The sequence below is a fragment of the Streptomyces venezuelae genome (assembly GCF_008642275.1).
In the GTDB taxonomy this organism is placed as follows: Bacteria; Actinomycetota; Actinomycetes; order Streptomycetales; family Streptomycetaceae; genus Streptomyces; species Streptomyces venezuelae_E.
Map to the genome: position 1 here is coordinate 2,014,255 of NZ_CP029189.1, position 23,489 is coordinate 2,037,743.

The 23,489-nt window shown below is 71.3% G+C and carries 18 protein-coding genes; 7 read left to right on the forward strand and 11 right to left on the reverse strand.

Going from position 1 to position 23,489, the window contains the following annotated elements; translation table 11 throughout:
* Positions 1-113 precede the first annotated feature (113 nt).
* The 4 genes from DEJ51_RS08515 to DEJ51_RS08530 form a co-directional block, all read right to left on the reverse strand.
* Positions 114-779, reverse strand: a complete 666-nt coding sequence (locus DEJ51_RS08515; RefSeq protein ID WP_223835713.1) for a hypothetical protein — start codon at positions 777-779, stop codon at positions 114-116.
* A 47-nt stretch (positions 780-826) separates the two neighbouring features.
* On the reverse strand, positions 827-1,633 hold the full coding sequence (locus DEJ51_RS08520) for an ABC transporter permease (RefSeq protein ID WP_223836149.1): 807 nt from the start codon (positions 1,631-1,633) through the stop codon (positions 827-829).
* A 62-nt stretch (positions 1,634-1,695) separates the two neighbouring features.
* Positions 1,696-2,667: an ABC transporter ATP-binding protein gene (locus DEJ51_RS08525; RefSeq protein WP_150261769.1), complete on the reverse strand. Its 972-nt coding sequence runs from the start codon at positions 2,665-2,667 to the stop codon at positions 1,696-1,698.
* A gap of 94 nt (positions 2,668-2,761) precedes the next feature.
* Positions 2,762-4,069, reverse strand: a complete 1,308-nt coding sequence (locus DEJ51_RS08530) for an NYN domain-containing protein (RefSeq protein WP_223835714.1) — start codon at positions 4,067-4,069, stop codon at positions 2,762-2,764.
* Between the two features lie 220 nt (positions 4,070-4,289).
* Here DEJ51_RS08530 and DEJ51_RS34450 point away from each other — a divergent pair, with 220 nt between their 5' ends.
* Positions 4,290-4,451 carry a hypothetical protein gene (locus tag DEJ51_RS34450; RefSeq protein ID WP_190620260.1) on the forward strand — a complete coding sequence of 54 codons (162 nt, stop codon included), beginning with the start codon at positions 4,290-4,292 and terminating at the stop codon, positions 4,449-4,451.
* 73 nt (positions 4,452-4,524) lie between these two features.
* Here the strand turns inward: DEJ51_RS34450 and dnaE are convergent, their stop codons facing one another.
* Positions 4,525-8,067, reverse strand: coding sequence for a DNA polymerase III subunit alpha (gene dnaE, locus DEJ51_RS08535; RefSeq protein WP_150257052.1), 3,543 nt, complete (start codon positions 8,065-8,067; stop codon positions 4,525-4,527).
* A gap of 173 nt (positions 8,068-8,240) precedes the next feature.
* Here dnaE and DEJ51_RS08540 point away from each other — a divergent pair, with 173 nt between their 5' ends.
* The 5 genes from DEJ51_RS08540 to DEJ51_RS08560 all read left to right on the forward strand — a co-directional run bounded on the left by DEJ51_RS08540 (position 8,241) and on the right by DEJ51_RS08560 (position 14,122).
* A complete protein-coding gene (locus DEJ51_RS08540) occupies positions 8,241-9,566 on the forward strand; it encodes a DUF2252 domain-containing protein (protein ID WP_150257053.1) in 1,326 nt (441 codons plus the stop codon).
* A gap of 38 nt (positions 9,567-9,604) precedes the next feature.
* The gene (locus DEJ51_RS08545; protein WP_150257054.1) at positions 9,605-10,291 is read left to right on the forward strand and encodes a hypothetical protein; all 687 of its coding nucleotides are present in this window, start codon (positions 9,605-9,607) and stop codon (positions 10,289-10,291) included.
* Between the two features lie 48 nt (positions 10,292-10,339).
* Positions 10,340-11,134, forward strand: coding sequence for a DsbA family protein (locus DEJ51_RS08550; RefSeq protein WP_150257055.1), 795 nt, complete (start codon positions 10,340-10,342; stop codon positions 11,132-11,134).
* A gap of 130 nt (positions 11,135-11,264) precedes the next feature.
* Positions 11,265-12,926 (forward strand): alkaline phosphatase D family protein, encoded by a 1,662-nt coding sequence (locus tag DEJ51_RS08555; protein ID WP_150257056.1) that lies wholly within the window; start codon positions 11,265-11,267, stop codon positions 12,924-12,926.
* A 242-nt stretch (positions 12,927-13,168) separates the two neighbouring features.
* The gene (locus DEJ51_RS08560) at positions 13,169-14,122 is read left to right on the forward strand and encodes a zinc metalloprotease (RefSeq protein ID WP_150261770.1); all 954 of its coding nucleotides are present in this window, start codon (positions 13,169-13,171) and stop codon (positions 14,120-14,122) included.
* Positions 14,123-14,182: 60 nt separating this feature from the next.
* On the opposite strand, the gene DEJ51_RS08565 is transcribed toward DEJ51_RS08560, so the two are convergent.
* The 6 genes from DEJ51_RS08565 to DEJ51_RS08590 form a co-directional block, all read right to left on the reverse strand.
* Positions 14,183-14,752: a dienelactone hydrolase family protein gene (locus DEJ51_RS08565; protein WP_150257057.1), complete on the reverse strand. Its 570-nt coding sequence runs from the start codon at positions 14,750-14,752 to the stop codon at positions 14,183-14,185.
* A gap of 109 nt (positions 14,753-14,861) precedes the next feature.
* The gene (locus DEJ51_RS08570; protein WP_150257058.1) at positions 14,862-16,454 is read right to left on the reverse strand and encodes a Na+/H+ antiporter; all 1,593 of its coding nucleotides are present in this window, start codon (positions 16,452-16,454) and stop codon (positions 14,862-14,864) included.
* 124 nt (positions 16,455-16,578) lie between these two features.
* Positions 16,579-17,058, reverse strand: coding sequence for a GNAT family N-acetyltransferase (locus tag DEJ51_RS08575; RefSeq protein ID WP_150257059.1), 480 nt, complete (start codon positions 17,056-17,058; stop codon positions 16,579-16,581).
* A complete protein-coding gene (locus DEJ51_RS08580) occupies positions 17,055-17,996 on the reverse strand; it encodes an RluA family pseudouridine synthase (RefSeq protein WP_150257060.1) in 942 nt (313 codons plus the stop codon). Before DEJ51_RS08580 ends, DEJ51_RS08575 begins: the two co-directional genes overlap by 4 nt.
* A 41-nt stretch (positions 17,997-18,037) precedes the next feature.
* The gene (lspA, locus tag DEJ51_RS08585) at positions 18,038-18,598 is read right to left on the reverse strand and encodes a signal peptidase II (RefSeq protein WP_150257061.1); all 561 of its coding nucleotides are present in this window, start codon (positions 18,596-18,598) and stop codon (positions 18,038-18,040) included.
* Positions 18,599-18,715: 117 nt separating this feature from the next.
* Positions 18,716-19,465, reverse strand: a complete 750-nt coding sequence (locus DEJ51_RS08590; RefSeq protein ID WP_150257062.1) for a TraR/DksA family transcriptional regulator — start codon at positions 19,463-19,465, stop codon at positions 18,716-18,718.
* 607 nt (positions 19,466-20,072) lie between these two features.
* Here DEJ51_RS08590 and ileS point away from each other — a divergent pair.
* Positions 20,073-23,219, forward strand: coding sequence for an isoleucine--tRNA ligase (gene ileS / locus DEJ51_RS08595; RefSeq protein ID WP_150257063.1), 3,147 nt, complete (start codon positions 20,073-20,075; stop codon positions 23,217-23,219).
* Positions 23,220-23,489 lie beyond the last annotated feature (270 nt).

Consider the following 23,489-nt stretch of genomic DNA (forward strand, 5'->3'; position numbering starts at 1 on the left):
CCTCCCAGCGGTAGCTGGGGGAGTGTGAGGCGCGGGGTCCGGGGCGGAGCCCCGGGAAACGGAGAGAGGGCGGGGCAGGCTCCGCGCAGCGGCCCGCCCGTCCCCCGGGAGGGTCAGGCGCGCGGGGCCTCCGGGGCAGACGGCGCCGCATCGGCGGGCGGCGTCGTCGGCGCCTGGTAGGGCCCCGACCAGGCGAACACGGGCTCGGGATCCGGATCCCGCGGCGTCCACACGGCGGTCAGCCCCAGATGCAGCAGCACTGCGGTCATCGGCCACGCCAGCAGCGCCCCGTGCGCGAGGAGCTCCAGCGGCGCGTCGAACGGCACCCCCTTGCCCGCCTGCTTCGCGGCCGCCACCAGGTCCGACGACGGCCCCAGCCACAGCCCGAACCGCCACCCCACCAGTGCCCCGAAGACGGACCCGACCGCGAGCCCGATCACCAGCGGCACACCGCCGGCCCGGCGCCACAGGAAGGTGCCGACGGCGCTGAGCACGCCCAGCCCCAGCGACAGCAGGAAGAACGTGCCGTCGGAGGCGATCCGCGCCTCGCTCTCGCTGTTGCGCAGGAACACGGCCTCCCCGTTGGAGACGTACTGGACCCGGGGGGCCAGCCACAGCCACAGCAGGCCGAGGAGAAGTCCGGCCGCCCCGAGGAGCAGGGCGACGACGGCCCCGTCCCTGACGTCCTCCGGGGTGATCGCCCCGGAGGCGGCTCCCGGCTTCTGGGTCGGGAGCGACGGCGGGTCGAGGGGGGACGGCGGGGTCACGGCTTCGGTCACCCCCACATCGTGCCAGGTGTGCCCGCAAGCGGCGTCGGCGGACCGCGTCAGCGGACGGCCGCCCGGCGGTACGCCCAGGTCGCGACGGTGAGCGAGAGGACTCCGACGGCCCCGCACACGCCGAGGTCGAAGACGACGGCGGCCCAGTCCGGCGACGGCTCGAAGGTCCGCGCGAACGCCTCCACCCCGTAGGTGGACGGCAGCAGGTCCCGGGCCCACACGATCACCTCGGGCATCCGCTCCGGCGGCAGCACCCCGAGCAGCAGCGCCGCCGACATGCCGAGCTGCCCCGCGAGGGTGGCCAGCTCCTGCCGCGGGGCCAGCAGGCCCAGCGCCGCGCCGAGTCCGGCCAGCGCGGCCCCGGCCAGCGGCACCACCGCGGCCAGGATCCACAGCCCGCTCATCGGCAGCCCGAACAGCAGGCAGCCGAAGACGGCGGTGACCAGGGTCCCCGGCAGGGTGAAGGAGGCGTACGCGGCGGCCGCGCCCAGGACCACCGACGCGGGCGGCACGGGCAGGGTGGCGTAGTGGTCGAGCCCGCCGCCGGCCCGTAGCTGCCCGAAGTACTGGGCGAGCAGGTTCAGGGCGACGAAGGCGACGACGAGCACCGAGGAGCCGGCGACGACGGCGCGGGCCTCCGAGCCCCCGTCGACCACGCCCCGCATCAGGATCATGATCCCGACGGACTGGAAGGTGGCGACGAACAGCAGCGGGATCCGGGCCACCCGGGCCCGGGACAGCTGCGCCCGGTAGACGGCGGCCAGGGAGGGGAAGAACCGGGCGCCGGGCGCCAGCGGCGCGGGCTGCGGCGTCTGCGCGGGGCCCGCGGTGGCGCCGTCCGGGGCGGTGCCCACGGCGGCCGGCGGCACGGCGTCGGGCGCGAGTGCTGCCCGGACTGCCCCCGTCGAGCGGTCGCTCACGACTTCACCAGCCCTTTCGTCTTGCCACCGAGGGCCAGGTACACGTCTTCCAGGCTGGGGGTGGCCAGGGTGAAGTCGTCGAGCGCGGCGAAGGCCGGGCCTCCGGTGACCGAGGCCACCGCCGCCCTCGCCTCGTCGGGCGGCAGCCGGAGCACCCAGCGGCGCCCCGACTCGACGGCCTGGCCGCGCAGCCGGGCGACCTCCGGGACCTCCAGCGGGGCGGCCTCGCGCCACACCAGTTCCAGGCGGACCTCGCCCGAGACGGTGGCCTTCAGTCCGGCCGGGGTGTCGCAGGCGATGACCTTGCCCTGGTCGATGACGGCGACCCGGTCGAGGACGGTCTCGGCCTCGATGACGTTGTGGGTGACGAGCAGGACCGTCGTGCCGTGCTGCGCGCGCCGCCGGTCGACGGCGGCCCACACGGCCCGCCGGGCCACCGGGTCCATGCCGGTGGTGGGCTCGTCGAGGACCAGTACGGGCCGCTCCCCCACCAGCGCGGCGGCGAAGCAGGCGAGGCGGCGCTGGCCGCCGGAAAGCTTCTTCAGGGGCCGTCCGGCGATCGGGGTCAGCCCGAGCTCCTCCAGTACGGCGTCGCGGGCCGCCCGGGCCGCGCGGACGCCCTGCCCGCGCAGCCGCCCGGTGGTCTCGGCGGCCAGCGCCACCGTGAGCTCGTCCAGGGCGGTGGACTCCTGCCCCAGGTAGGCGAGCAGTCGGGAGGCGCGCTCGGGGTGGCGTACGAGGTCGTGGCCGAGCAGGTTCACGGAGCCGGAGTCGGGCCGCATCAGGCCGGTGAGCTGGCGGACCAGGGTGGACTTGCCGGCGCCGTTGGGGCCGAGCAGTCCGAAGATCTCGCCGCGCCGGACGTCGAGGGAGATCCCGTCGTTGGCGCGGGTCTCGGGCAGGGCGGGGGCCCCGCGGCGGCCGCGTACCGCGGGATACGTCTTGACGAGGTCACGCACCGCGCAGATGACGTCCGGTGCCGCTCCCGCGGCCGCCGCCGTGCCTTCTCGCGCCTGTGCTGTGCCCGTACTCACGAGGGAGCAGCCTACGGGGTTCCCGGCCCTACTCGGCCGTCGGGGTCAGCGGGGCCCCGAGCTCACCGGGGGCGGCCACGGGTGCCGAGGCGGGTACGGCGGCCACGTGTTCGGCGGCGGCGCGGACGTCGATCTCCCGCCAGAACCCGGCGCGGATGGCGTACCGGTCGTGTTCGTCGATCTGGTCGTCCTTGTGCGCGAGGAGTCCGAACCGGGCCGCGTAGCGCAGCAGTTCGCCGTCGATGCGGTGCGGGATCCGCGGGTACATCGTGGCCAGCTTCTGCAGGTGCACGGCCTCCGGGAGCCGTTCCATCCAGCGCCGGGCGAACACCTGTCCCACCTCGAACGGGTCCCCGCCGACGGTGGTGATGTCCTCCTCGCGGTCCGCCCAGCGCTGTTCGGCGCTGGTGAGCTGGGCGAGGGTGGGCAGCGAGGCGGTCTCGGCGGGTTCGCCCAGCGGTCCTCCGCGGTCGATCCACCCCTTGTCGGAGGACCAGCGCAGGGCGCTGGCGGGGGCGTGGGCGCCGCTCGGCCCGGTCTGGGGGTGGCTGTGCTGGCCGGTGGCGCGCAGGGCGCCGGCCAGGTCCTTGGGGGTGGGTACGGGCTTGCCCCCGGCGGTGGTGGGCGCCGGTACGGGGACTCCGTCGCGGTCCTCCGGCCCGGTGGCGGCGGCGCCGTTGCGGGCGGCCTCGGCGAGCGCGGCCTCGGGCAGCGGGGCCGAGAGGATGGCGGCGATGTCGGGGCGCGGTGCGGGGGGCGGGGCGCACAGTCCGGTGAGGTCCTTGGCGCGGACGGCCCGGGTGATCCAGGCCCGGTCCAGGACGCGGCGTTCGTCGGCCTCGGCGACGAGGTCCTCGGACTGGTTGTAGTCGCCGTCGGCGGCCTGGACGGCCCACAGGTGGACGGCGACCCCGTGTTCCTTGGCGGACATCAGGCCGGGCAGCAGGTCTCCGTCGCCGGTGACCAGGACCACGTCGGAGCAGGCCCGGTTGCGGGCGAGCTCGGTGAGTTCGGCGTGCATGGCGGCGTCGACGCCCTTCTGCGCCCAGCGGCCGTCGCTGCGGGTCAGGGCGCCGAGGCGGACGGTCACGCGGGGCATGACGCGCAGCCGCCGGTGTTCGGGCTGGGGCACCCGGTCGGGTGCTCCGTCGAACCAGTAGATGCGCAGCAGGGGCTGTTCGGTGTCGGCCTCGGCCCGCTCGCGCAGGCCCTGGATGAGGGCGGCATGGTCGATGGTGATCCGGGAGCGGGAGGGCTCCCCGGCGAGAAGGCTGGCGGCGGCGCCCAGCAGGTAGCCGGCGTCCACCAGGACGACGCAGCGGTCCACGCGTTCCACCCTCTTCCCTGGGGGTCCTCTGTGCTTTGCGGCGGTTCCCCGAGTCTGCCCGACCTCAAGGGTGTTGAAGGCCGGAACTCGATCATCGGCGTGGCGGATCTCACGGTCGACGGGGCGGAGGGGCCCGGCTACGCGCAGTAATGATCCAAAATGCGCGGTTTCTGGCGTTGTGTGAGTGTGAAGGCGGTCCTGGCCCCCAGACCCTCACGGAGGTTCCACCATGGCCAAGAACAAGAACCAGAAGCAGCCCGCCAAGCAGCAGCCCCGGTCGGGGCAGGATACGAGCAAGGGCTCGGCGGAGACCGAGTCGATGCCCTCGTCGGCACCGAGCCCGATGGACATGGCGCACAAGCGCAAGGAGAAGAAGTTCGGCCACAACTGACGGCCGTGACCGCATGCGGAAGGGCCCGCCCGGTGACACCCGGCGGGCCCTTCCGCACGTTCCGGCGGGGTCGCTATCCGGCCAGGCAGGACGGTCCGAGCAGCACCTTGAGGTCGCCGAAGAGCGCCGGGTCGGGCTGGACGCGGTGCCGGTCGAGGCGGAGCACGGTGGTGGTGCGCGGCCCCTGGAGCTTGATCCGCACCTCGGTGTTGCCCTTGTGGTGGCGCAGGATCTCGCCCAGACGGGTCACCATCGGCGGGGTGACCTTGACGGTGGGGATGGTGAGGACCACCGGGGCGTTGGTGCCGGCCGAGGAGAGGTCGGGGACCATCATCTCCATGGCGACCAGGCGGGGGACGTCCTCGCGCTTGTCGAGGCGGCCCTTGACGAAGACGACGGTGTCCTCGACCAGCTGGGTGGAGACGAGCTGGTAGGTCGCCGGGAAGAACATGCATTCGATGGAGCCGGCCAGGTCCTCGACGGTGGCGATGGCCCAGGCGTTGCCCTGCTTGGTCATCTTGCGCTGGAGGCCCGAGATGATGCCGCCGATGGTGACGACGGCGCCGTCGGAGTGCTCGCCGCCGGTCAGCTGGGAGATACCGGCGTCCGTCTTGTCGGAGAGGACGTGCTCCAGGCCGAACAGCGGGTGGTCGGAGACGTACAGGCCGAGCATCTCGCGCTCCTGGGCGAGCAGGTAGGACTTCTCCCACTCGACGTCGGAGAACTCCACGTCGAGCCCGAAGCCGGGCTCGTCGCTCGCGTTCTCGTCACCCATCCCGCCGAACAGGTCGAACTGTCCCTCGGCCTCCTTGCGCTTGACCGCGACCACGTTGTCGATCATCGACTCGTGGTGCGCGACCAGGCCCTTGCGGGTGTGGCCCATCTCGTCGTAGGCGCCGGCCTTGATCAGCGACTCGACGGTGCGCTTGTTGCAGACGACGGCCTCGACCTTGTCCAGGAAGTCGGGGAAGGAGGAGAACTTCCCCTTGGCCTTCCTGGTCCTGATGATCGACTCGACGACGTTGGTGCCGACGTTGCGCACCGCGGTGAGGCCGAAGAGGATCACGTCGTCGCCCTGGGCGGCGAAGTTCGGCTCGGACTCGTTCACGTTCGGCGGCAGGACCTTGATGCCCATCCGGCGGCACTCGTTCAGGTAGATCGCGGACTTGTCCTTGTCGTCCTTGACCGAGGTGAGCAGGCCGGCCATGTACTCGGCCGGGAAGTTCGCCTTCAGGTAGGCGGTCCAGTAGGAGACCAGGCCGTACGCGGCCGAGTGGGCCTTGTTGAAGGCGTATCCGGCGAAGGGGACCAGGACGTCCCAGAGGGCCTTGATCGCCGCGTCGCTGAAGCCCTTGCCCCGGGCACCCTCCTCGAAGATGACGAAGTTCTTCGCCAGCTCCTCGGGCTTCTTCTTGCCCATCACGCGGCGCAGGATGTCGGCCTCGCCGAGCGAGTACCCGGCGATGATCTGGGCGGCCTTCTGCACCTGCTCCTGGTAGACGATCAGTCCGTAGGTGACCGCGAGGACCTCTTCGAGCGGCCCCTCCAGCTCCGGGTGGATCGGGGTGATCTCCTGCTGCTTGTTCTTGCGCAGGGCGTAGTTCGTGTGCGAGTTCATGCCCATCGGGCCCGGCCGGTAGAGGGCCGAGACGGCGGAGATGTCCTCGAAGTTGTCGGGCTTCATCAGGCGCAGCAGGGAGCGCATGGGCCCGCCGTCGAACTGGAAGACGCCGAGGGTGTCGCCGCGGCCGAGCAGTTCGAAGGTCTTGGCGTCGTCGAGCGGGAGGCCCAGGAGATCGATGTCGATCCCCTTGTTGGCCTTCACCATCTTGACGGCGTCGTCCATGATCGTGAGGTTGCGCAGGCCGAGGAAGTCCATCTTCAGCAGGCCGAGCGACTCGCAGCTCGGGTAGTCCCACTGGGTGATGGTGACGCCGTCGGTGTGCCGCACCCAGACGGGCACGTGGTCGGTGATGGTCTCGCTGGACATGATCACGCCGGCGGCGTGCACGCCCATCTGGCGGACCAGGCCCTCCACACCGCGTGCGGTGTCGATGACCTTCTTGACGTCCGGCTCGTTCTCGTACATCCCGCGGATCTCGCCGGCCTCGCCGTAGCGGGGGTGCTGCGGGTCGAGGATGCCGGACAGCGGGATGCCCTTGCCGAGGACGTCGGCGGGCATGGCCTTGGTGAGCCGGTCGCCCATGGCGTACGGGTAGCCCAGGACGCGGGCCGAGTCCTTGATCGCGTTCTTGGCCTTGATGGTGCCGTAGGTGCCGATCATGGCGACCTTGTCGGCGCCGTACTTCTCGGTCACGTACCGGATCACCTCCACGCGCCGGCGCTCGTCGAAGTCGATGTCGACGTCGGGCATGGAGACGCGCTCGGGGTTCAGGAAGCGCTCGAAGATCAGGCCGTGCGTGAGCGGGTCGAGGTCGGTGATGCCCATGGCGTACGCGACGATCGAGCCGGCCGCGGAGCCTCGGCCCGGGCCCACCGCGATGCCCTGGTTCTTGGCCCACATGATGAAGTCGGCGACCACGAGGAAGTAGCCGGGGAAGCCCATCGAGATGATCGTGTCCATCTCGTACTCGGCCTGCTGCATCCGGTCGTCCGGGATGCCTCCGGGGTAGCGGCGGTGCATGCCGCGCATGGTCTCCTCGCGGAACCAGCTGACCTCGGTGTGGCCCTCCGGGATGTCGAACTTCGGCATCAGGTTCCGGAACTTGAACATGCCCTCGGTGTCGATCTGGTCGGCGACCAGCCGCGTGTTGGCGCAGCCCTCCTGCCAGGCGTCCGAGGAGTCGATCGCGTACATCTCGTCGGTCGACTTCAGGTAGTAGCCGGTGCCGTCGAAGCGGAAGCGGTCCGGGTCCGAGAGGTTCTTGCCGGTCTGGATGCAGAGCAGGGCGTCGTGGGCGGTCGCCTCGCTGGCATAGGTGTAGTGGGAGTCGTTCGTCACCAGCGGCGGGATGCCGAGCTTCTTGCCGATCTCCAGCAGCCCGTCGCGGACCCGGCGCTCGATCTCGATGCCGTGGTCCATCAGCTCCAGGAAGTAGCGCCCCTCGCCGAAGATGTCCTTGTAGTCGGAGGCGGCCTGCACGGCCTCGTCGAACTGGCCGAGGCGCAGCCTGGTCTGCACCTCGCCGGACGGGCAGCCGGTGGAGGCGATCAGGCCCTCGGACCACTTGGAGATGGTCTCCTTGTCCATCCGCGGCCACTTCGTGAGCCATCCCTCGGCGTACGCGTCGGAGGACAGCCGGAAGATGTTGTGCAGGCCGGTGGCGTTGGACGCCCAGATCGTCTTGTGGGTGTAACCGCCGGAACCGGAGACGTCGTCGCGCTTCTGGTGCGGCTGGCCCCACTGGATGCGCCGCTTGTTGCGCCGGGACTCGGGGGCGACGTAGGCCTCGATGCCGATGATCGGCGTGATGCCGGCCTTCTGCGCGGTGTGGAAGAAGTCGTAGGCGCCGTGCAGGTTGCCGTGGTCGGACATGGCGATGTGCGTCATGCCCATCTCGTTGCACGCGTTGAACATGTCCTTCAGCCGCGCGGCACCGTCCAGCAGTGAGTACTGGGTGTGGACGTGCAGGTGCGTGAACGGCGGCTTGGTCACGGCGCGGGTCCTCCGGCGGCGGGGGGTGAGGGGGCAGCTTCGAATCCTACGTCGGCCGGGTGACAGATCGCGGGCACTGACCGGTACGGTCGGGCGTTGCAGAACCAGGAGGGCCGATCCGGCGTCCAGTCGGTCGGAACCCGAAACAGCCCGTGCACCAGGAGGAACCCGCCATGGCGGTCCCCGAGACGACCGACGAGCAGCGCGCCGAGCAGATCCTCGACGTCTTCGACACCGCGTTCGGTGAGCTGCTCGCCGCCGACCCCGCTGCCTTCCAGGTCAAATTCCGCAAGATGGCGGCTTCGGCCTTCGCCTTCTACCGGGGTACCGCCTGCCTCTTCTACTCCGACCTGGAGCGGGACCGGCACGGCGGCCCGTACCTGGACGAGCGGACGGGCCGGGTGTGGATCCACGGCGATCTGCACGCCGAGAACTTCGGCACGTACATGGACTCCAACGGCCGGCTGATCTTCAACGTCAACGACTTCGACGAGGCCTACGTCGGCCCCTTCACCTGGGACCTGAAGCGCTTCGCCGCCTCCGTCGCCCTGATCGGCTACACCAAGGCGCTCAGCGACGGCCAGATAAGCGAGCTGGTGCGGACCTACGCGGGCGCCTACCGGGAGCGGATCCACATGCTGGCCGCGGGGGCCAAGAACGAGGAGGTGCCCTCCTTCACCCTGGACACCGCCGAGGGCCCGCTGCTGGGCGCGCTGCGCTCGGCCCGGTCCCGGACCCGCTTCTCCCTCCTGGACTCCATGACGGAGATACGGGACTACGAGCGCCGCTTCACCTCCGGCGGGGGCTCCATCGAGCTGGACGCCGCCACCCGGTACAAGGTGCTGGCCGCCTTCGACGGGTACCTGGAGACCCTCCCCGACGAGTCCCTCGTGCGTCCGGACTCCTACCGGGTCAAGGACGTGGTCGGGCGCCGGGGCGTCGGCATCGGCTCGGCGGGCCTGCCCTCCTACAACATCCTGCTGGAGGGCCACAGCGACGCCCTGGAGAACGACGTCGTGATCTACCTCAAGCAGGCGCAGACCCCGGCGGCCTCCCGGCACATCACGGACCGGGCGGTGCGGGAGTACTTCCGGCACGAGGGGCACCGCACGGTGATCTCGCAGCGCGCCCTGCAGGCGCACGCCGACCCGTGGCTGGGCTGGACGGAGCTGGACGGGGCCGGGCAGCTGGTCGCGGAGGTCTCCCCGTACGCGGTGGACCTGGACTGGTCGGACCTGGACGACCCGGAGGAGATCGCGGCCGTCGTCGCCGATCTGGGCCGGGCGACCGCGACCATGCACGCGTCGGCCGACGAGGCCGAGAGCGGGCAGTCCCTGGTGCCGTTCTCCACCGAGCGGGCCATCGACGCGGCGATCGCGGCCGACGAGGAGGGCTTCGCGGGGCTGCTCGTGGACTTCGCCCACGCGTACGGGGCCCGGGCGCGCGCCGACCACCAGATCTTCGTGGACCTCTTCCGTAACGGGCGTCTCACTCCCTGAACGCCTGTTCCACAGGAACGCATGGCACACTCGCGAGGATGGACATTTCCGGGACGGGACTCAGGGGGCTGCGGGCCGCGCTGTTCAGCGCGCTCGTCGTACTGCTGTCCTCGGGCTCGCACGTCCTGATGTCCCAGGTCCCGCTGCCGCCCGCGCTGGTGGCCGGGGCCTTCGCGGGTGTGTTCGCGATCGCCTACGCGCTCGCGGGCCGCGAACGGGGCTTCGGTCCCATCGCGGGGCTGCTCGTACCGCTGGAGCTGGCCGCCGACACCGTCTTCACCACCGGCCAGCACCTCTGCTACGGCCCGGCCGGCGGACCCGTCGCGGGCCCGCTGCGCGCCATGGGCCTGGACGCCCTGTGCGGCGGCACGCCGGTGGGCGGGCCGCTGGCCGAGGTGACCGGACCGGCCGGTGCGGCCGCGCTGCTGTCCTCGCCGGGCCCGTACACGCCCTGGCTGCTGCTCGGCGCCCATGTCTCGGTCGGGCTGCTGGCCGCCGCCTGGCTGCGCCACGGCGAGCGGGCGCTGGGCCGGCTGCTGCGGGCGGTGGCCGCGTTCGCGTTCCGCCCGCTGCGGCTGGCGGCGGCCTCGGTCGTGGTGGCCTGCCGGCCGGCGCGGGCGCTGCTGCGGTCGCTCCGTGCGGCCGCCGGGGCCCGTACGCGCTTCCCGGCGCACTCCGTGGGACGGCGGGGACCCCCCGTGCTCGGCGCGCTCGCGCGCGCCTGACGCACGTACGGCAGTCCCTTCCACACGTCACACCCCACGGAGATCACGATGAGTTCACGCAACAGCCAGGCGAACAAGGCAGCGGCCCGCGAGCGGCTGCGCGCCGAGCGCGAGGCGCAGGCCAAGAAGGACAAGGTGCGCCGCCAGGCGGTCGTGGCGGGCGCGGTGGTCGTGGCCCTCGGCCTGATCGGTGCCATCGGCTACGCGGTCGTGCAGTCCAACCAGCCCACCCACTGGGAGAAGGCCGCCACGGCGGAGCTGGTCAAGCCGAAGAACACCGAGGGCGAGAACGGCACCACGGTCGTCATCGGCAAGCCCGAGGCGAAGAAGACCCTGGAGCTGTACGAGGACTCCCGCTGCCCGGCCTGTGCCGCCTTCGAGCAGGCCTCCGGTGAGCAGATCCACAAGGACGTGGACGCGGGCAAGTACAAGCTCCAGTACATCGGCGCCACCTTCATCGACAACGCCATCAAGGGCGAGGGCTCGAAGAACGCGCTGAGCGCCCTGGGCGCCGCGCTCAACGTCAGCCCGCAGGCCTTCCTGGACTACAAGGGCGCGCTCTACTCCAAGGACCTGCACCCCGAGGAGAGCGTCGACAGCTTCGCCAAGGACGACTACCTGCTGAAGGTCGCGGACACGGTCCCGGCGCTCAAGGGCAACGCCGAGTTCAAGAAGGCCGTCGAGGACGGTACGTACGACCGGTGGGCGCTGGAGATGTCGAAGACCTTCGACAAGTCCGGGGTGAAGGGCACGCCGACCCTGAAGATGGACGGCAAGAAGATCGACACTCCGCAGACGGCGGAGCAGTTCACGGCCGCGATCGACAAGGCCCTGCAGGGCTGATCCCGGGACAATCCGGAAATCACCGTCCGGACGGACCGCTCCAGAGGGCGGGCGAACTCCCAGAGTTCGCCCGTCCTTTGCATTCCCGCACCTGTCCCAGCGGGTGTACCCGTCGGTAATATGATCATCCGTGACCAGTCATCTCACCTCCCCCCAGTCCGCGGCAACTCCCCGCCGCCGCACGGTCGTTCTGGCCGCCGCGGCCACCGCCGCACTGGCCCCCCTCACCTCGCTGGGCGCCTCCGCCGCCCAAGCGGCGGGCTCCGCGCCCGCCTTCCTCCACGGCGTGGCCTCGGGCGATCCGCTGCCCGACGGGGTCCTGCTGTGGACCCGCGTCACCCCGACCCCCGAGGCCGTACCGGGCTCCGGGCTCGGCCCGGCCACCCAGGTGGGCTGGGAAGTGGCGTCCGACCAGGGCTTCTCCCGCATCGTCGGCTCCGGCACCGTCACCGCGAGCGCCGCGGCCGACCACACGGTCAAGGTCGACGTACGCGGGCTGCAGCCGCGGACGCCGTACTGGTACCGGTTCACCGCCGGGGGCGTCGTCTCCCCCGTCGGGCGCACCCTGACCACCCCGGCCCACGAGGCGACGACCGAAGGAGTCCGCTTCGGCGTGGTCTCCTGCGCCAACTGGGAGTCCGGCTACTTCTCCGCCTACCGCCACCTGGCGGCGCGCACGGACCTGCACGCGATCCTGCACCTCGGCGACTACATCTACGAGTACCAGTCCGGGGGGTACCCGGAGGCGAAGTACGTCGTCCGCCCGCACGAACCGAAGCACGAGATCGTCTCGCTCGCCGACTACCGCACCCGCCACGGCAAGTACAAGACGGACGCCGACCTCCAGGCCCTGCACCACACCCACCCGGTCATCGCCATCTGGGACGACCACGAGTTCGCCAACGACGCCTGGGCCGGCGGCGCCGAGAACCACACGCCGGGCGCCGAGGGCGAATGGGCGGCCCGCGCGGCCGCAGCCAGGCAGGCGTACTTCGAGTGGATGCCCGTACGCGCCTCCATCGCGGGCACCGTCTACCGCCGGCTGCGCTTCGGCACCCTCGCCGACCTGCACCTGCTGGACCTGCGCTCCTTCCGCTCGCAGCAGACCAAGGTCGGCAGCGGCTCGGTGGACGACCCGGAGCGCACCATCACCGGGCGCGCCCAGCTGGACTGGCTCAAGGCGGGCCTCGCGGGCTCACAGGCGACCTGGAAGCTGGTCGGCACCTCGGTGATGATCTCGCCGGTGGCCTTCGGCTCGCTGCCCGCGCACCTGCTGAAGCCGCTGGCCAAGCTGCTCGGCCTGCCGGAGGGCGGCCTCGCGATCAACGTGGACCAGTGGGACGGCTACACGGACGACCGCAAGGAGCTGCTGGGCCACCTGAAGGACCGGGGCGTCAAGAACACCGTGTTCCTGACCGGCGACATCCACATGGCGTGGGCGAACGAGGTCCCGATGAACATGGCCACGTACCCGGGCTCGGGCACGGCGGCCACCGAGTTCGTGGTCACCTCGGTGACCTCGGACAACCTCGACGACATGCTGCACGTCCTGCCGGACACCCTCTCGCTCGTGGCCGAGTCGGCCATCAAGGCCGCCAACTGGCACGTGAAGTGGCTCGACATGGACGCGCACGGTTACGGGGTGCTGGACGTGACGGCGGAGCGCTCGCAGATGGACTACTACGTGGTGTCCGACAAGCGGCAGCCGGGGGCCACGTCCGCGTGGAGCCGGTCGTACCGGACGCTGAACGGGACCCAGAAGGTGGAGCGGGTGCACCAGCCCGTCCGCTGACCCGCCGCTGACCGTCCGTCGATTTTCCTGCCACATGGGGCGCCTGGTACATACCAGGCGCCCCATGTGCGTCAGAAGCAACAAATCTTTTACGTAAGCCACTTGACCTGAATATGTCATGCACACATAAGCTTCGCGCCAGCTGAAGAAGATCTTCAGGCCACCACCCCCCACCACCCCCCACGCGAGGAGCACACGTGCGCGCGAACGCCCGCATATCCCCCCTTCTCCGCCGCCGCCTCATGGGCACGGCCGTTCTTGCCGGAACCCTGGCCTTCACTCCGCTCGCGGCCCCCACCACGCTTGCGGCCTCCCCCTCCCCCGCCGAGGTCTGCGCCGACCAGCCCGCCGCCTCCGGCGCCGCGAACGCCCGCGTCGCCCGCGCGCACGACGAGCACGCGGACGAGCCCAACGCGATCAGCGACGCGCAGGCGAAGTCCATGGACGCCGACCTCAAGGCGAAGCTGGACAAGGCCCTCAAGAACCAGCCGCAGCGCAGCCTGACGGCCGCCGAGGCCGTCGTGAACATCCCCGTGTACTTCCACGTCGTACACTCCGGCACCACCGGAAAGCTGACGTCCACGGACGTCAGCAAGCAGCTCGCGGTCCTCAACGCGGCCTACGGCGGCCAGGGCACCGGCAACGTCAACACGAACTTCCAGTTCACCCTGGCGGCCACCGACTACACGGACAACGCCACCTGGTACAACCTGGCTTCCGGCTCCCAGGCCGAGAAGGACATGAAGAACACCCTGCGCAAGGGCGGACCGGGCGCGCTCAACTTCTACACCGCGAAGCTCTCCGGCGGCCTGCTGGGCTGGGCGACCTTCCCGACGTCCTACGCCTCCAGCCCCAAGATGGACGGCGTGGTCGTGCTCGACAGCTCGCTGCCCGGCGGCTCCTCCGCCAACTACAACGAGGGCGACACCGCCACCCACGAGGTCGGCCACTGGCTCGGGCTCTACCACACCTTCCAGGGCGGCTGTAACGGCAACGGCGACTACGTCTCCGACACCCCCGCCGAGAAGAGCGCCGCGTACGAGTGCCCGACCGGGCGCGACAGCTGCGCGAGCAAGCCGGGCGTGGACCCGATCCGCAACTTCATGGACTACACGTACGACTCCTGCATGTACCAGTTCACCGCCGGCCAGGTCGCTCGCATGTCGAGCAGCTGGACCGCCTACCGCGCGGGCTGACCTCCATACGACGAGGGCCCGGTCCGGCATCCGCCGGGCCGGGCCCCTCCGCCTTCGTGCCTACAGGCCGTCGAGGAAGCCGACGGCGACCTTCCAGAGCTGCTCGGCGGCCTCGGCGTCGTAGTCGTCCAGCTCCGGGTCGGTGAACAGGTGGCCGGCACCCGGATAGCTGTGGACCTCCACGTCGGCCCCCGCGCGCTGCATCCTCAGGTACCAGGCCGTCAGCCAGTCGTGCGGCTCGAACGGATCCGGGTCCGCGATGTGCAGCTGCACGGGCAGCTCGTCCACCGAGGCGCCGTCCTCCAGGTCCGCCGTCCCGTGCAGGAGCAGCAGCCCGCGCGCCTTCTCGTCGGCCATCGCCAGGTGCTGGGCGACCGAACCGCCGAAGGAGAAGCCCGCGTAGACCAGCCCCTGGTCGGAGTAGGGGGCGGAGGCCAGCACCGCGCGCTTCAGCAGTTCGTCACGGCCGATCTCGTCCCGGTGGGCCATGCCCTCCTCGACGGTCCCGAAGGTGCGTCCCCCGAAGAGATCCGGCACCTGGACCTGGTGCCCGGCCGCGCGCAGCCGGTCGGCCGCCGCGTGCACCGCGGGTCGCAGCCCGTACGTCGAATGGAAAAGCATGATGTTCATGCCTCCATCGTGCCAGCTGCGTTCGCAGCACGGCTCGGCACCGAGGGGCCTCCCCGGCTTCGAGCCGCCGCGCCGGACTCCGTCCGCCGGCCGACCTGCCCGCACCCCCTCACGGCGCCCGCAGGCTCCGGACGTCCAGATGCCTCAGCACCCGGTCCACGATCTCCGGGTCGGAGCCGGGTTCGCTGCGGGCGGCCAGGACCTCGTGGCGGGCGGCCGACATCATCTCCCGCTGGATCCGCTGGACGTGGTGGAGCCGCTCCACGCGCTTCGCGTAGGCCTCGCGCCGTTCCTCGTCCACCATGTCGGGGCTGATCCTGGCTCCCACGTCGTACGCACGCCGGTACAGCTGCTCGACGAGGTCCTCCGGAAGGTCCTCCACCTGCTCGATCTCCCTCAGACGCTGCTTCGCGGCCTTCGCGGCGCGGATCGCCAGCTGCCGCTCCGCGTCCCGGTCGGCGTCCGTGTCGGCCTCCACCCCCAGCCGCCGTACCAGCCACGGCAGGGTCAGCCCCTGGCACACCAGAGTCGTCATGATCACCGCGAACGCGATGAAGATGATCTGGTCCCGCCCGGGGAAGGGCTCGCCGGCGTCCGTCCGCAGCGGAATGGCCAGCGCCAGCGCCACCGAGGCCACCCCGCGCATCCCGGCCCACCACATCACCACGCTCTCCCGCCAGCTCAGCGGGATCTCCTCGTCGTAGTCGCGCCGCTGGTGCAGCCTCTGGGCGAGCCAGCCGGCCGGCAGCAGCCACACCAGCCGGACACCGACCACCACCGCGACCACGATCGCCGCCCACCCGGCCATCTCCCACACCCGGTCCTCGGCCGTGCCGAACACGTTGTGCAGCTCCAGCCCGATCAGTCCGAAGGCCACGCCGGTGACCAGCATGTCGACGACCTCCCAGAAGGTGTGCCCGGCGAGGCGCCCCAGCACGTCGTCGGCGTCACTCGCGTACTCGGCGAGGAACAGGGCCGTCGTCAGCACGGCCAGCACCCCCGACCCCTGGAGTTCCTCGGCCACCACGTACGAGACGAACGGCACCAGCAGCGTCAGCCCGATCTGCAGGGTGGCATCGCCGAGCCGCCCCATGAGCCGGTTGGTGATCCAGCCGAGCCCGAGCCCGACGGCCACGGCCACCACGGCGGAGAGCACGAACTCCCCGAGCGCGTCGGGCCAGGAGAAACTGCCGCTCACGACGGCGGCGACGGCCACGTGGTAGAGCACGATCGCCGTCACGTCGTTGAAGAGCCCCTCGCCCTCCAGGATCGACACCATGCGGCGCGGCAGCCCGAGCGATCCGGCGACGGCGGTGGCCGCCACCGGGTCGGGCGGGGCGACGAGCGCCCCGAGGGCGAGGGCGGCGGCGATCGGCAGCCCGGGCACGACGGCGTTGGCGACGGCGGCCACGGCTCCGGTGGTGACGAACACCAGGGCCACGGCCAGCAGCAGGATGGGCCGGAAGTTGGCGGCGAACTGCCGCCAGGACGTGCGCTGCACGGAGGCGTACAGCAGCGGCGGCAGCACCAGCGGCAGAATGAACTCGGGCGGGATCTCGACGTTCGGCACGGCCGGCACCAGCGCGAGGATCACCCCGCCGATGGTCATCAGGACGGGCGCGGGCAGTTTCAGCCGGTCCCCGAGCGGCACCGTGACCACGGCCCCGAGCAGGAGCACGAAGAGCAGAGCGAGCTGATCCACTCCCCCACCCTGCCAGTCCGCTGCGCTTGGCTCGTGCGGATGAGGGGCCGTGTCGGGGCTGCGCCCCGAACCCCTACGGCGCTCCGCGCCCGCGCCTCAATCGCCGGCGGGGCTGGAGCTTCGGCTACGGCAGCGGACGCCGCATCGCGCGGTGCGGGATGCCCGCGTCCTGGAACTCCGGGCCGTAGGCCACGTACCCGAGCCGCTCGTAGAAGCCCAGCGCATGCGTCTGCGCACCCAGATCGACCGCGGCCAGCCCCTCCCGGGCCGCCTCCGCCTCGATCGCGCGGACCAGCGCCACCCCCACGCCCAGCCCCCGCGCGGCCTTCCGTACGGCCAGCCGGCCCAGCGAGCCGACCGTCAGGTCGCCCGTCTTGCCGAGCGCCGCCGGCCCGTACAGCAGCCGGCCCGTGCCCAGCGGCACGCCGTCCGCGCCCACGGCCAGGACGTGCACCGCGTCCGCGTCGTACGCGTCGTACTCGATCGACTCCGGCACCGACTGCTCGACCACGAAGACCTCGGACCGCACCGCGAAGCAGGACTTCAGGTCCTCCTCCGAGACGGCCACCCGCACCTCGACCGTGCCCTGGACCCGCGAGGTCACTCGCTTTCCGCCCGGATCACGTCCAGCGCGTGCTGCAGGTCCGCCGGGTAGGTGCTCTCGAACTCGACCCACTGCCCGTCCGACGGGTGCTCGAAGCCGAGGCGCACCGCGTGCAGCCACTGCCGGGTCAGGCCGAGCCGCTTGGCGACGGTCGGATCGGCACCGTAGGTCAGGTCGCCGACGCAGGGGTGCCGGTGTGCGGACATGTGCACGCGGATCTGGTGCGTGCGTCCCGTCTCCAGCTTGATGTCGAGCAGCGAGGCGGCCCGGAAGGCCTCGATCAGGTCGTAGTGGGTGACGGACGCCTTGCCGTCCTGGACCACCGCCCACTTGTAGTCCGCGCTGGGGTGGCGGCCGATCGGCGCGTCGATGGTGCCGCTCATCGGGTCGGGGTGGCCCTGCACCAGCGCGTGGTAGCGCTTGTCCACGATCCGCTCGCGGAACTGGTTCTTGAGCGAGGTGTAGGCGCGCTCCGACTTCGCGACGGCCATCAGGCCGGACGTGCCGACGTCGAGGCGGTGCACGATGCCCTGGCGTTCGGACGCGCCGGAGGTGGAGATGCGGTAGCCGGCCGCGGCGAGGCCGCCGATGACGGTGGTGCCGGTCCAGCCCGGGCTCGGGTGGGCGGCGACGCCGACCGGCTTCATGATGACGACGATGTCGTCGTCATCATGGATGATCTCCATGCCGGGAACGGGCTCGGCCACGACCTCCACGGGCCGCGGCGGCGCGGGCATCTCGACTTCGAGCCAGGCGCCGCCGTGGACGCGTTCGGACTTCCCGACGACGCTGCCGTCGACCGTCACCTTCCCCGCAGCCGCGATTTCGGCCGCCTTCGTCCGGGAGAAACCGAACATACGGGCGATGGCGGCGTCGACGCGCTCGCCTTCGAGGCCATCGGGAACGGGCAGGGTGCGGATCTCGGGAATCGTACTCACCCGTCGAGTATGCAGGACGGGGCGGACGAGCCGTCCCGCGATCAGTCCTTGTGAACGGTCCCGTCCGGGTCCAGGCCCTTGAACGACAGCAGGACGATCAGGATGCCGCCGCACACGATCGCCGAGTCCGCGAGGTTGAAGACGGCGAAATGGGCGGGCGCGATGAAGTCGACGACCGCGCCCCGGAAGACACCCGGCGAACGGAAGATCCGGTCGGTCAGGTTGCCCAGCGCGCCGCCCAGCAGCAGGCCCAGCGCGATCGCCCACGGCAGGCTGTAGAGCTTGCGGGCCAGCCGTACGATCACCACGATCACCGAGGCCGCGATGCAGGTGAAGATGATGGTGAAGGCCTCGCCGAAGCCGAAGGCGGCGCCGGGGTTGCGGACCGCCTCGAACTTCAGCAGGTCACCGATGATCTCGATCGGCGGCTGGTGCTCCAGCTTCGCCACGACCAGCATCTTGCTGCCGAGGTCGAGCAGGTAGGCGAGCACCGCCACGACGAGCAGAGCCGCGATCCGACGGCGCCCCTTGGGCCCGGCGGACTCCGGCTGGGTGTCGTCCCCGACCTCGGGCGTACCGATGATGCGCTCCGCCTCTGCCACGTGAGTCCCTCGAACTAGCTCGAACAGGCTCCTCATGGACCCTGACGGAACACGAGAGTACGTCAGGGTCCCCGCGCACCGCCTGCCCCGCCTCCGGGAAGGGACGGCCTGGGCCGTCTAGTGCCGCCGTTCCTGCTTCTGCTTGCAGTCCACGCAGAGCGTGGCCCGCGGGAAGGCCTGCATCCTGGCCTTGCCGATCGGCTGCCCGCAGTTCTCGCAGAGGCCGTACGTGCCCGCCTCCAGCCTTTCCAGGGCCCGCTCGGTCTGTTCCAGCATCGAGGTGGCGTTCGCCGCCAGTGCCAGCTCGGACTCGCGGGTGATGTTCTTGGTGCCCGTGTCGGCCTGGTCGTCGCCCGCGCCGTCCCCGGAATCGCGCATCAGGCCGGAGATCGCCGCCTCCGAGGCGTCGAGCTCGGCCCGCAGCCGCAGCACCTCCGACAGGAGCTCCGCACGGGCGTCCTCGACCTCCTTGGGGGTCCAGGGGTCCTCCCCGGGCCGTACGGCGAGCTCACCGGGGGCCAGGGCCGCCGTGGCCCGTGCCTTGGGGAGCCCGCTGGTGGCGGCCGCGGCCGTCTTCCTCGCCGTACCCGCGCTCTTCTTGGCAACCACTTTCCGGACTCCCGTCTTCTTCGCGGCAGGTGCCGCCCCCTCGGCCGCGGCCTTCTTGGCCGTGGCCGTCCGCTTGTCGACGGCGGTCGTCTTCTTGACGGCGGTCGCCTTCCCGTCCGGAGCGAGCGCGCCGGCAGCGGTCTTTCGGGCAGCGGTCGCCTTCTTGGCGGGGGCCGCGTCCTCCGAGACCGCCGCCTTCCCGGCGGCCTTCCCGACAGCCTTCTTGGCAGTACTCCCGGCGGTCTTCTTCGCCACCATGGCCGCGACCCCTTCACATACTGTGATCTTTGCTCGCGAATCGTGCCGGAACGATAAATCGACACCGGCCCCGCGGCAACGGGGCACGCATCCATCGAGGTCAACCTGCATCCGTTGTGCCCATCAGGAGCCCCGGTAATCCGCCCCTCCCGCCCCACCCGGGTCGGGAGGGCCGGCGCGGGGCCATTCGGGTCACGCCGGGGTCGCGCGCCGACCCTCCCCGCAGCCCCGCCACGCCGGGCCGGCGGCCCCCGTACCGGCCCCCGTAAACCGGTCTGCCGTGCGCCCCCCGGGCCCGTACACTGGGCCCAGCGAAAGGCATGGACGGGGACGAGTAGCGTCGTACGCAGCCAGGAGCGACCCGGGGACGGTGAGAGCCCGGGGGCGAGCGCGATGTGAAGGATCACCCCTGAGCCGCCGGAAGAAAGCCCGCACGGGATGCCCGTACGGCGAGTAGAACCGGCTTCGCACCCCAATGAGGGGGCCACCGGATCCGTCCGGCGGCCAAGGAGGGTGGTACCGCGGGAGCAGCGCGGCCTCGGCAACGAGGACGGCTCTCGTCCCTCCGGACGGAATTGACACCCCGCCGGAGGAAGAGTTCAGCCTCATGACCACACCGCCGCAGTACCGCCCGGTACCCGCCCAGGTCGACCTGCCTGCCCTTGAGCACGCCGTCCTCGACTTCTGGCGCGAGAGCAAGACCTTCGCCAAGACCCTGGAGCAGTCCGAGGGCCGCCCCGAGTGGGTCTTCTACGAGGGCCCGCCCACCGCGAACGGCATGCCCGGCGCGCACCACATCGAGGCCCGCGTCTTCAAGGACGTCTTCCCCCGCTTCCGCACCATGCGCGGCTACCACGTCGCCCGCAAGGCCGGCTGGGACTGCCACGGCCTGCCGGTCGAGCTCGCCGTCGAGAAGGAACTGGGCTTCAACGGCAAGCAGGACATCGAGGCGTACGGCATCGCCGAGTTCAACGCCAAGTGCCGCGAGTCCGTGACCCGCCACACCGACGCGTTCACCGAGCTCACGACCCGCATGGGCTACTGGGTCGACCTGGACGACGCCTACCGCACCATGGACCCCGAGTACGTGGAGTCCGTGTGGTGGTCGCTGAAGGAGATCTTCAACAAGGGCCTGCTCACCCAGGACCACCGCGTCGCCCCCTGGTGCCCCCGCTGCGGCACGGGCCTCTCCGACCACGAGCTGGCCCAGGGCTACGAGACCGTCGTCGACCCCTCGGTCTACGTCCGCTTCCCGCTGACCTCCGGCCCGCTCGCGGGCGAGGCGGCGCTGCTGGTCTGGACGACGACCCCCTGGACCCTGGTGTCCAACACGGCCGTGGCGGCCCACCCCGAGGTCACCTACGTCGTGGCCACCAACGGGGAGGAGAAGCTGGTCGTCGCACAGCCGCTGCTGGAGAAGTCCCTCGGCGAGGGCTGGGAGGCCACCGGCGAGACCTTCACGGGCAAGGAGATGGAGCGCTGGACCTACGAGCGTCCCTTCGACCTGGTCGAGTTCCCCGAGCCCGCCCACTACGTCGTGAACGCCGAGTACGTCACGACCGAGGACGGCACCGGTCTGGTCCACCAGTCCCCCGCCTTCGGCGCCGACGACCTCGCGGTCTGCCGCGCGTACGGCCTGCCCGTCGTGAACCCGGTCCGCCCCGACGGCACCTTCGAGGAGGAGGTCCCGCTGGTGGGCGGCGTCTTCTTCAAGAAGGCCGACGAGAAGCTGACCGCCGACCTCGACGCCCGCGGCCGGCTCTTCAAGCACATCGCCTACGAGCACAGCTACCCGCACTGCTGGCGCTGCCACACGGCCCTGCTCTACTACGCGCAGCCGTCCTGGTACATCCGCACCACCGCCGTCAAGGACGCGATGCTGCGGGAGAACGAGAAGACGAACTGGTTCCCCGACTCGGTCAAGCAGGGCCGCTTCGGCGACTGGCTGAACAACAACATCGACTGGGCGCTGTCGCGCAACCGGTACTGGGGCACCCCGCTGCCGATCTGGCGCTGTGAGGAGAACCACCTCACCTGCGTCGGCTCCCGCGCCGAGCTGTCCGAGCTCTCCGGCCAGGACCACTCGGACCTGGACCCGCACCGCCCGTACATCGACGAGGTCACCTTCCCCTGCACGGCGGACGGCTGCTCGCTGGAGGCCGTCCGGGTCCCGGAGGTCATCGACGCCTGGTACGACTCGGGCTCGATGCCGTTCGCGCAGTGGGGCTACCCGTACAAGAACAAGGAGATCTTCGAGAAGCGCTACCCGGCGCAGTTCATCTCGGAGGCGATCGACCAGACGCGCGGCTGGTTCTACACGCTGATGGCGGTCGGCACGCTGGTCTTCGACAAGTCCTCGTACGAGAACGTGGTCTGCCTCGGCCACATCCTCGCCGAGGACGGCCGCAAGATGTCCAAGCACCTGGGCAACATCCTGCAGCCGATCCCGCTCATGGACCAGCACGGCGCGGACGCGGTGCGCTGGTTCATGGCGGCCGGCGGCTCCCCCTGGGCGGCGCGGCGCGTGGGCCACGGCACGATCCAGGAAGTCGTCCGCAAGACCCTCCTCACGTACTGGAACACGGTCGCCTTCCAGGCCCTGTACGCCCGTACGTCGAACTGGGCGCCCTCCGCCTCCGACCCGGCCCCGGCGGACCGCACGGTGCTGGACCGCTGGCTCCTGTCCGAGCTCCACACCCTGGTGGCCGAGGTCACCGAGGCGATGGAGTCGTACGACACGCAGCGGGCGGGCAAGCTCCTCTCCGCCTTCGTGGACGACCTGTCCAACTGGTACGTCCGCCGTTCGCGCCGCCGCTTCTGGCAGGGCGACGCGGCCGCGCTGCGGACCCTCCACGACGTGGTCGAGACGGTCACGCGCCTGCTCGCCCCGCTGACCCCGTTCATCACGGAGCGGGTCTGGCAGGACATGGTCGTCCCCGTCACCCCGGACGCCCCGGAGTCGGTGCACCTGTCCTCGTGGCCGGCGGCGGACACCGCGGCCATCGACCCGACCCTGTCCCAGCAGATGCAGCTGGTCCGGCGCCTGGTGGAGCTGGGCCGCGCGACGCGTGCGGAGTCGGGCGTCAAGACCCGCCAGCCGCTCTCCCGTGCCCTGGTCGGCGCGGTGGGCTTCGACGCGCTCTCCCCCGAGCTCCAGGCCCAGATCACGGAGGAGCTGAACGTCTCCTCCCTGGCCTCCCTGTCGGAGGTCGGCGGGTCCCTGGTCGACACGACCGCGAAGGCGAACTTCCGGGCGCTGGGCAAGCGCTTCGGCAAGGGCGTCCAGGACGTCGCGAAGGCGGTGGCCGCGGCCGACGCGGCGGCACTGTCCCTGGCGCTGCGCTCCGGCGAGGCCTCGGTGGAGGTGAACGGCGAGCCGGTCACCCTCACCCCCGAGGAGGTCATCATCACGGAGACCCCGCGCGAGGGCTGGTCGGTGGCGTCCGACTCGGGCGCGACGGTCGCCCTCGACCTGGAGATCACCCCGGAGCTGCGGCTGGCGGGCCTGGCGCGTGACGCGATCCGGCTGATCCAGGAGGCCCGGAAGAACTCCGGCCTGGACGTGGCGGACCGCATCGCACTCCGCTGGTCCTCCGCGGACCCGGAGGTCGTCACGGCGCTGACGGACCACGCGGGTCTGATCGCGGACGAGGTCCTGTCGACGGACTTCGCGTCCGGCGAGGCGGACGCCGCGTACGGTGACCCGTTCACGGACGAGCCCCTGGGCCTGACCTTCCGCCTCCGCAAGGCGTAACCCGGCCCCGAGCGGCCCGTCCCCTCCCGGGTGGGGGACGGGCCGCTGTCGTTTCCCGGGTGCGGGCCCTTGTTCTCCGGCTGCGGCCCGGTGGCCGCGCCTCAAACGCCGGCGGGGCTGGGTTCGGCCGCCTGGCCGGGGTGCAGCGCTTCGGGCGGGGCGTCCGGGTTTGGCTTCGGGTGGGGCGGGGCCCCTCCGGGGGCTCTCCTCGGCTCGGCGCGTGCGGGCACCTCGCGGTGGCGCCCCGGTGGTCGCGCCTCGTCCTGCGGG

What these genes read in the sequence shown, in the direction of transcription:
- DEJ51_RS08550 (WP_150257055.1), top strand. Translation starts at nt 10,340, where the DNA reads ATGAGTTCACGCAACAGCCAGGCGAACAAGGCAGCGGCCCGCGAGCGG.
- DEJ51_RS08560 (WP_150261770.1), top strand. Translation starts at nt 13,169, where the DNA reads ATGGGCACGGCCGTTCTTGCCGGAACCCTGGCCTTCACTCCGCTCGCG.
- DEJ51_RS08565 (WP_150257057.1), bottom strand. Translation starts at nt 14,752, where the DNA reads ATGAACATCATGCTTTTCCATTCGACGTACGGGCTGCGACCCGCGGTG.
- DEJ51_RS08590 (WP_150257062.1), bottom strand. Translation starts at nt 19,465, where the DNA reads ATGGTGGCGAAGAAGACCGCCGGGAGTACTGCCAAGAAGGCTGTCGGG.
- DEJ51_RS08545 (WP_150257054.1), top strand. Translation starts at nt 9,605, where the DNA reads ATGGACATTTCCGGGACGGGACTCAGGGGGCTGCGGGCCGCGCTGTTC.
- ileS (WP_150257063.1), top strand. Translation starts at nt 20,073, where the DNA reads ATGACCACACCGCCGCAGTACCGCCCGGTACCCGCCCAGGTCGACCTG.
- DEJ51_RS08540 (WP_150257053.1), top strand. Translation starts at nt 8,241, where the DNA reads ATGGCGGTCCCCGAGACGACCGACGAGCAGCGCGCCGAGCAGATCCTC.
- DEJ51_RS34450 (WP_190620260.1), top strand. Translation starts at nt 4,290, where the DNA reads ATGGCCAAGAACAAGAACCAGAAGCAGCCCGCCAAGCAGCAGCCCCGG.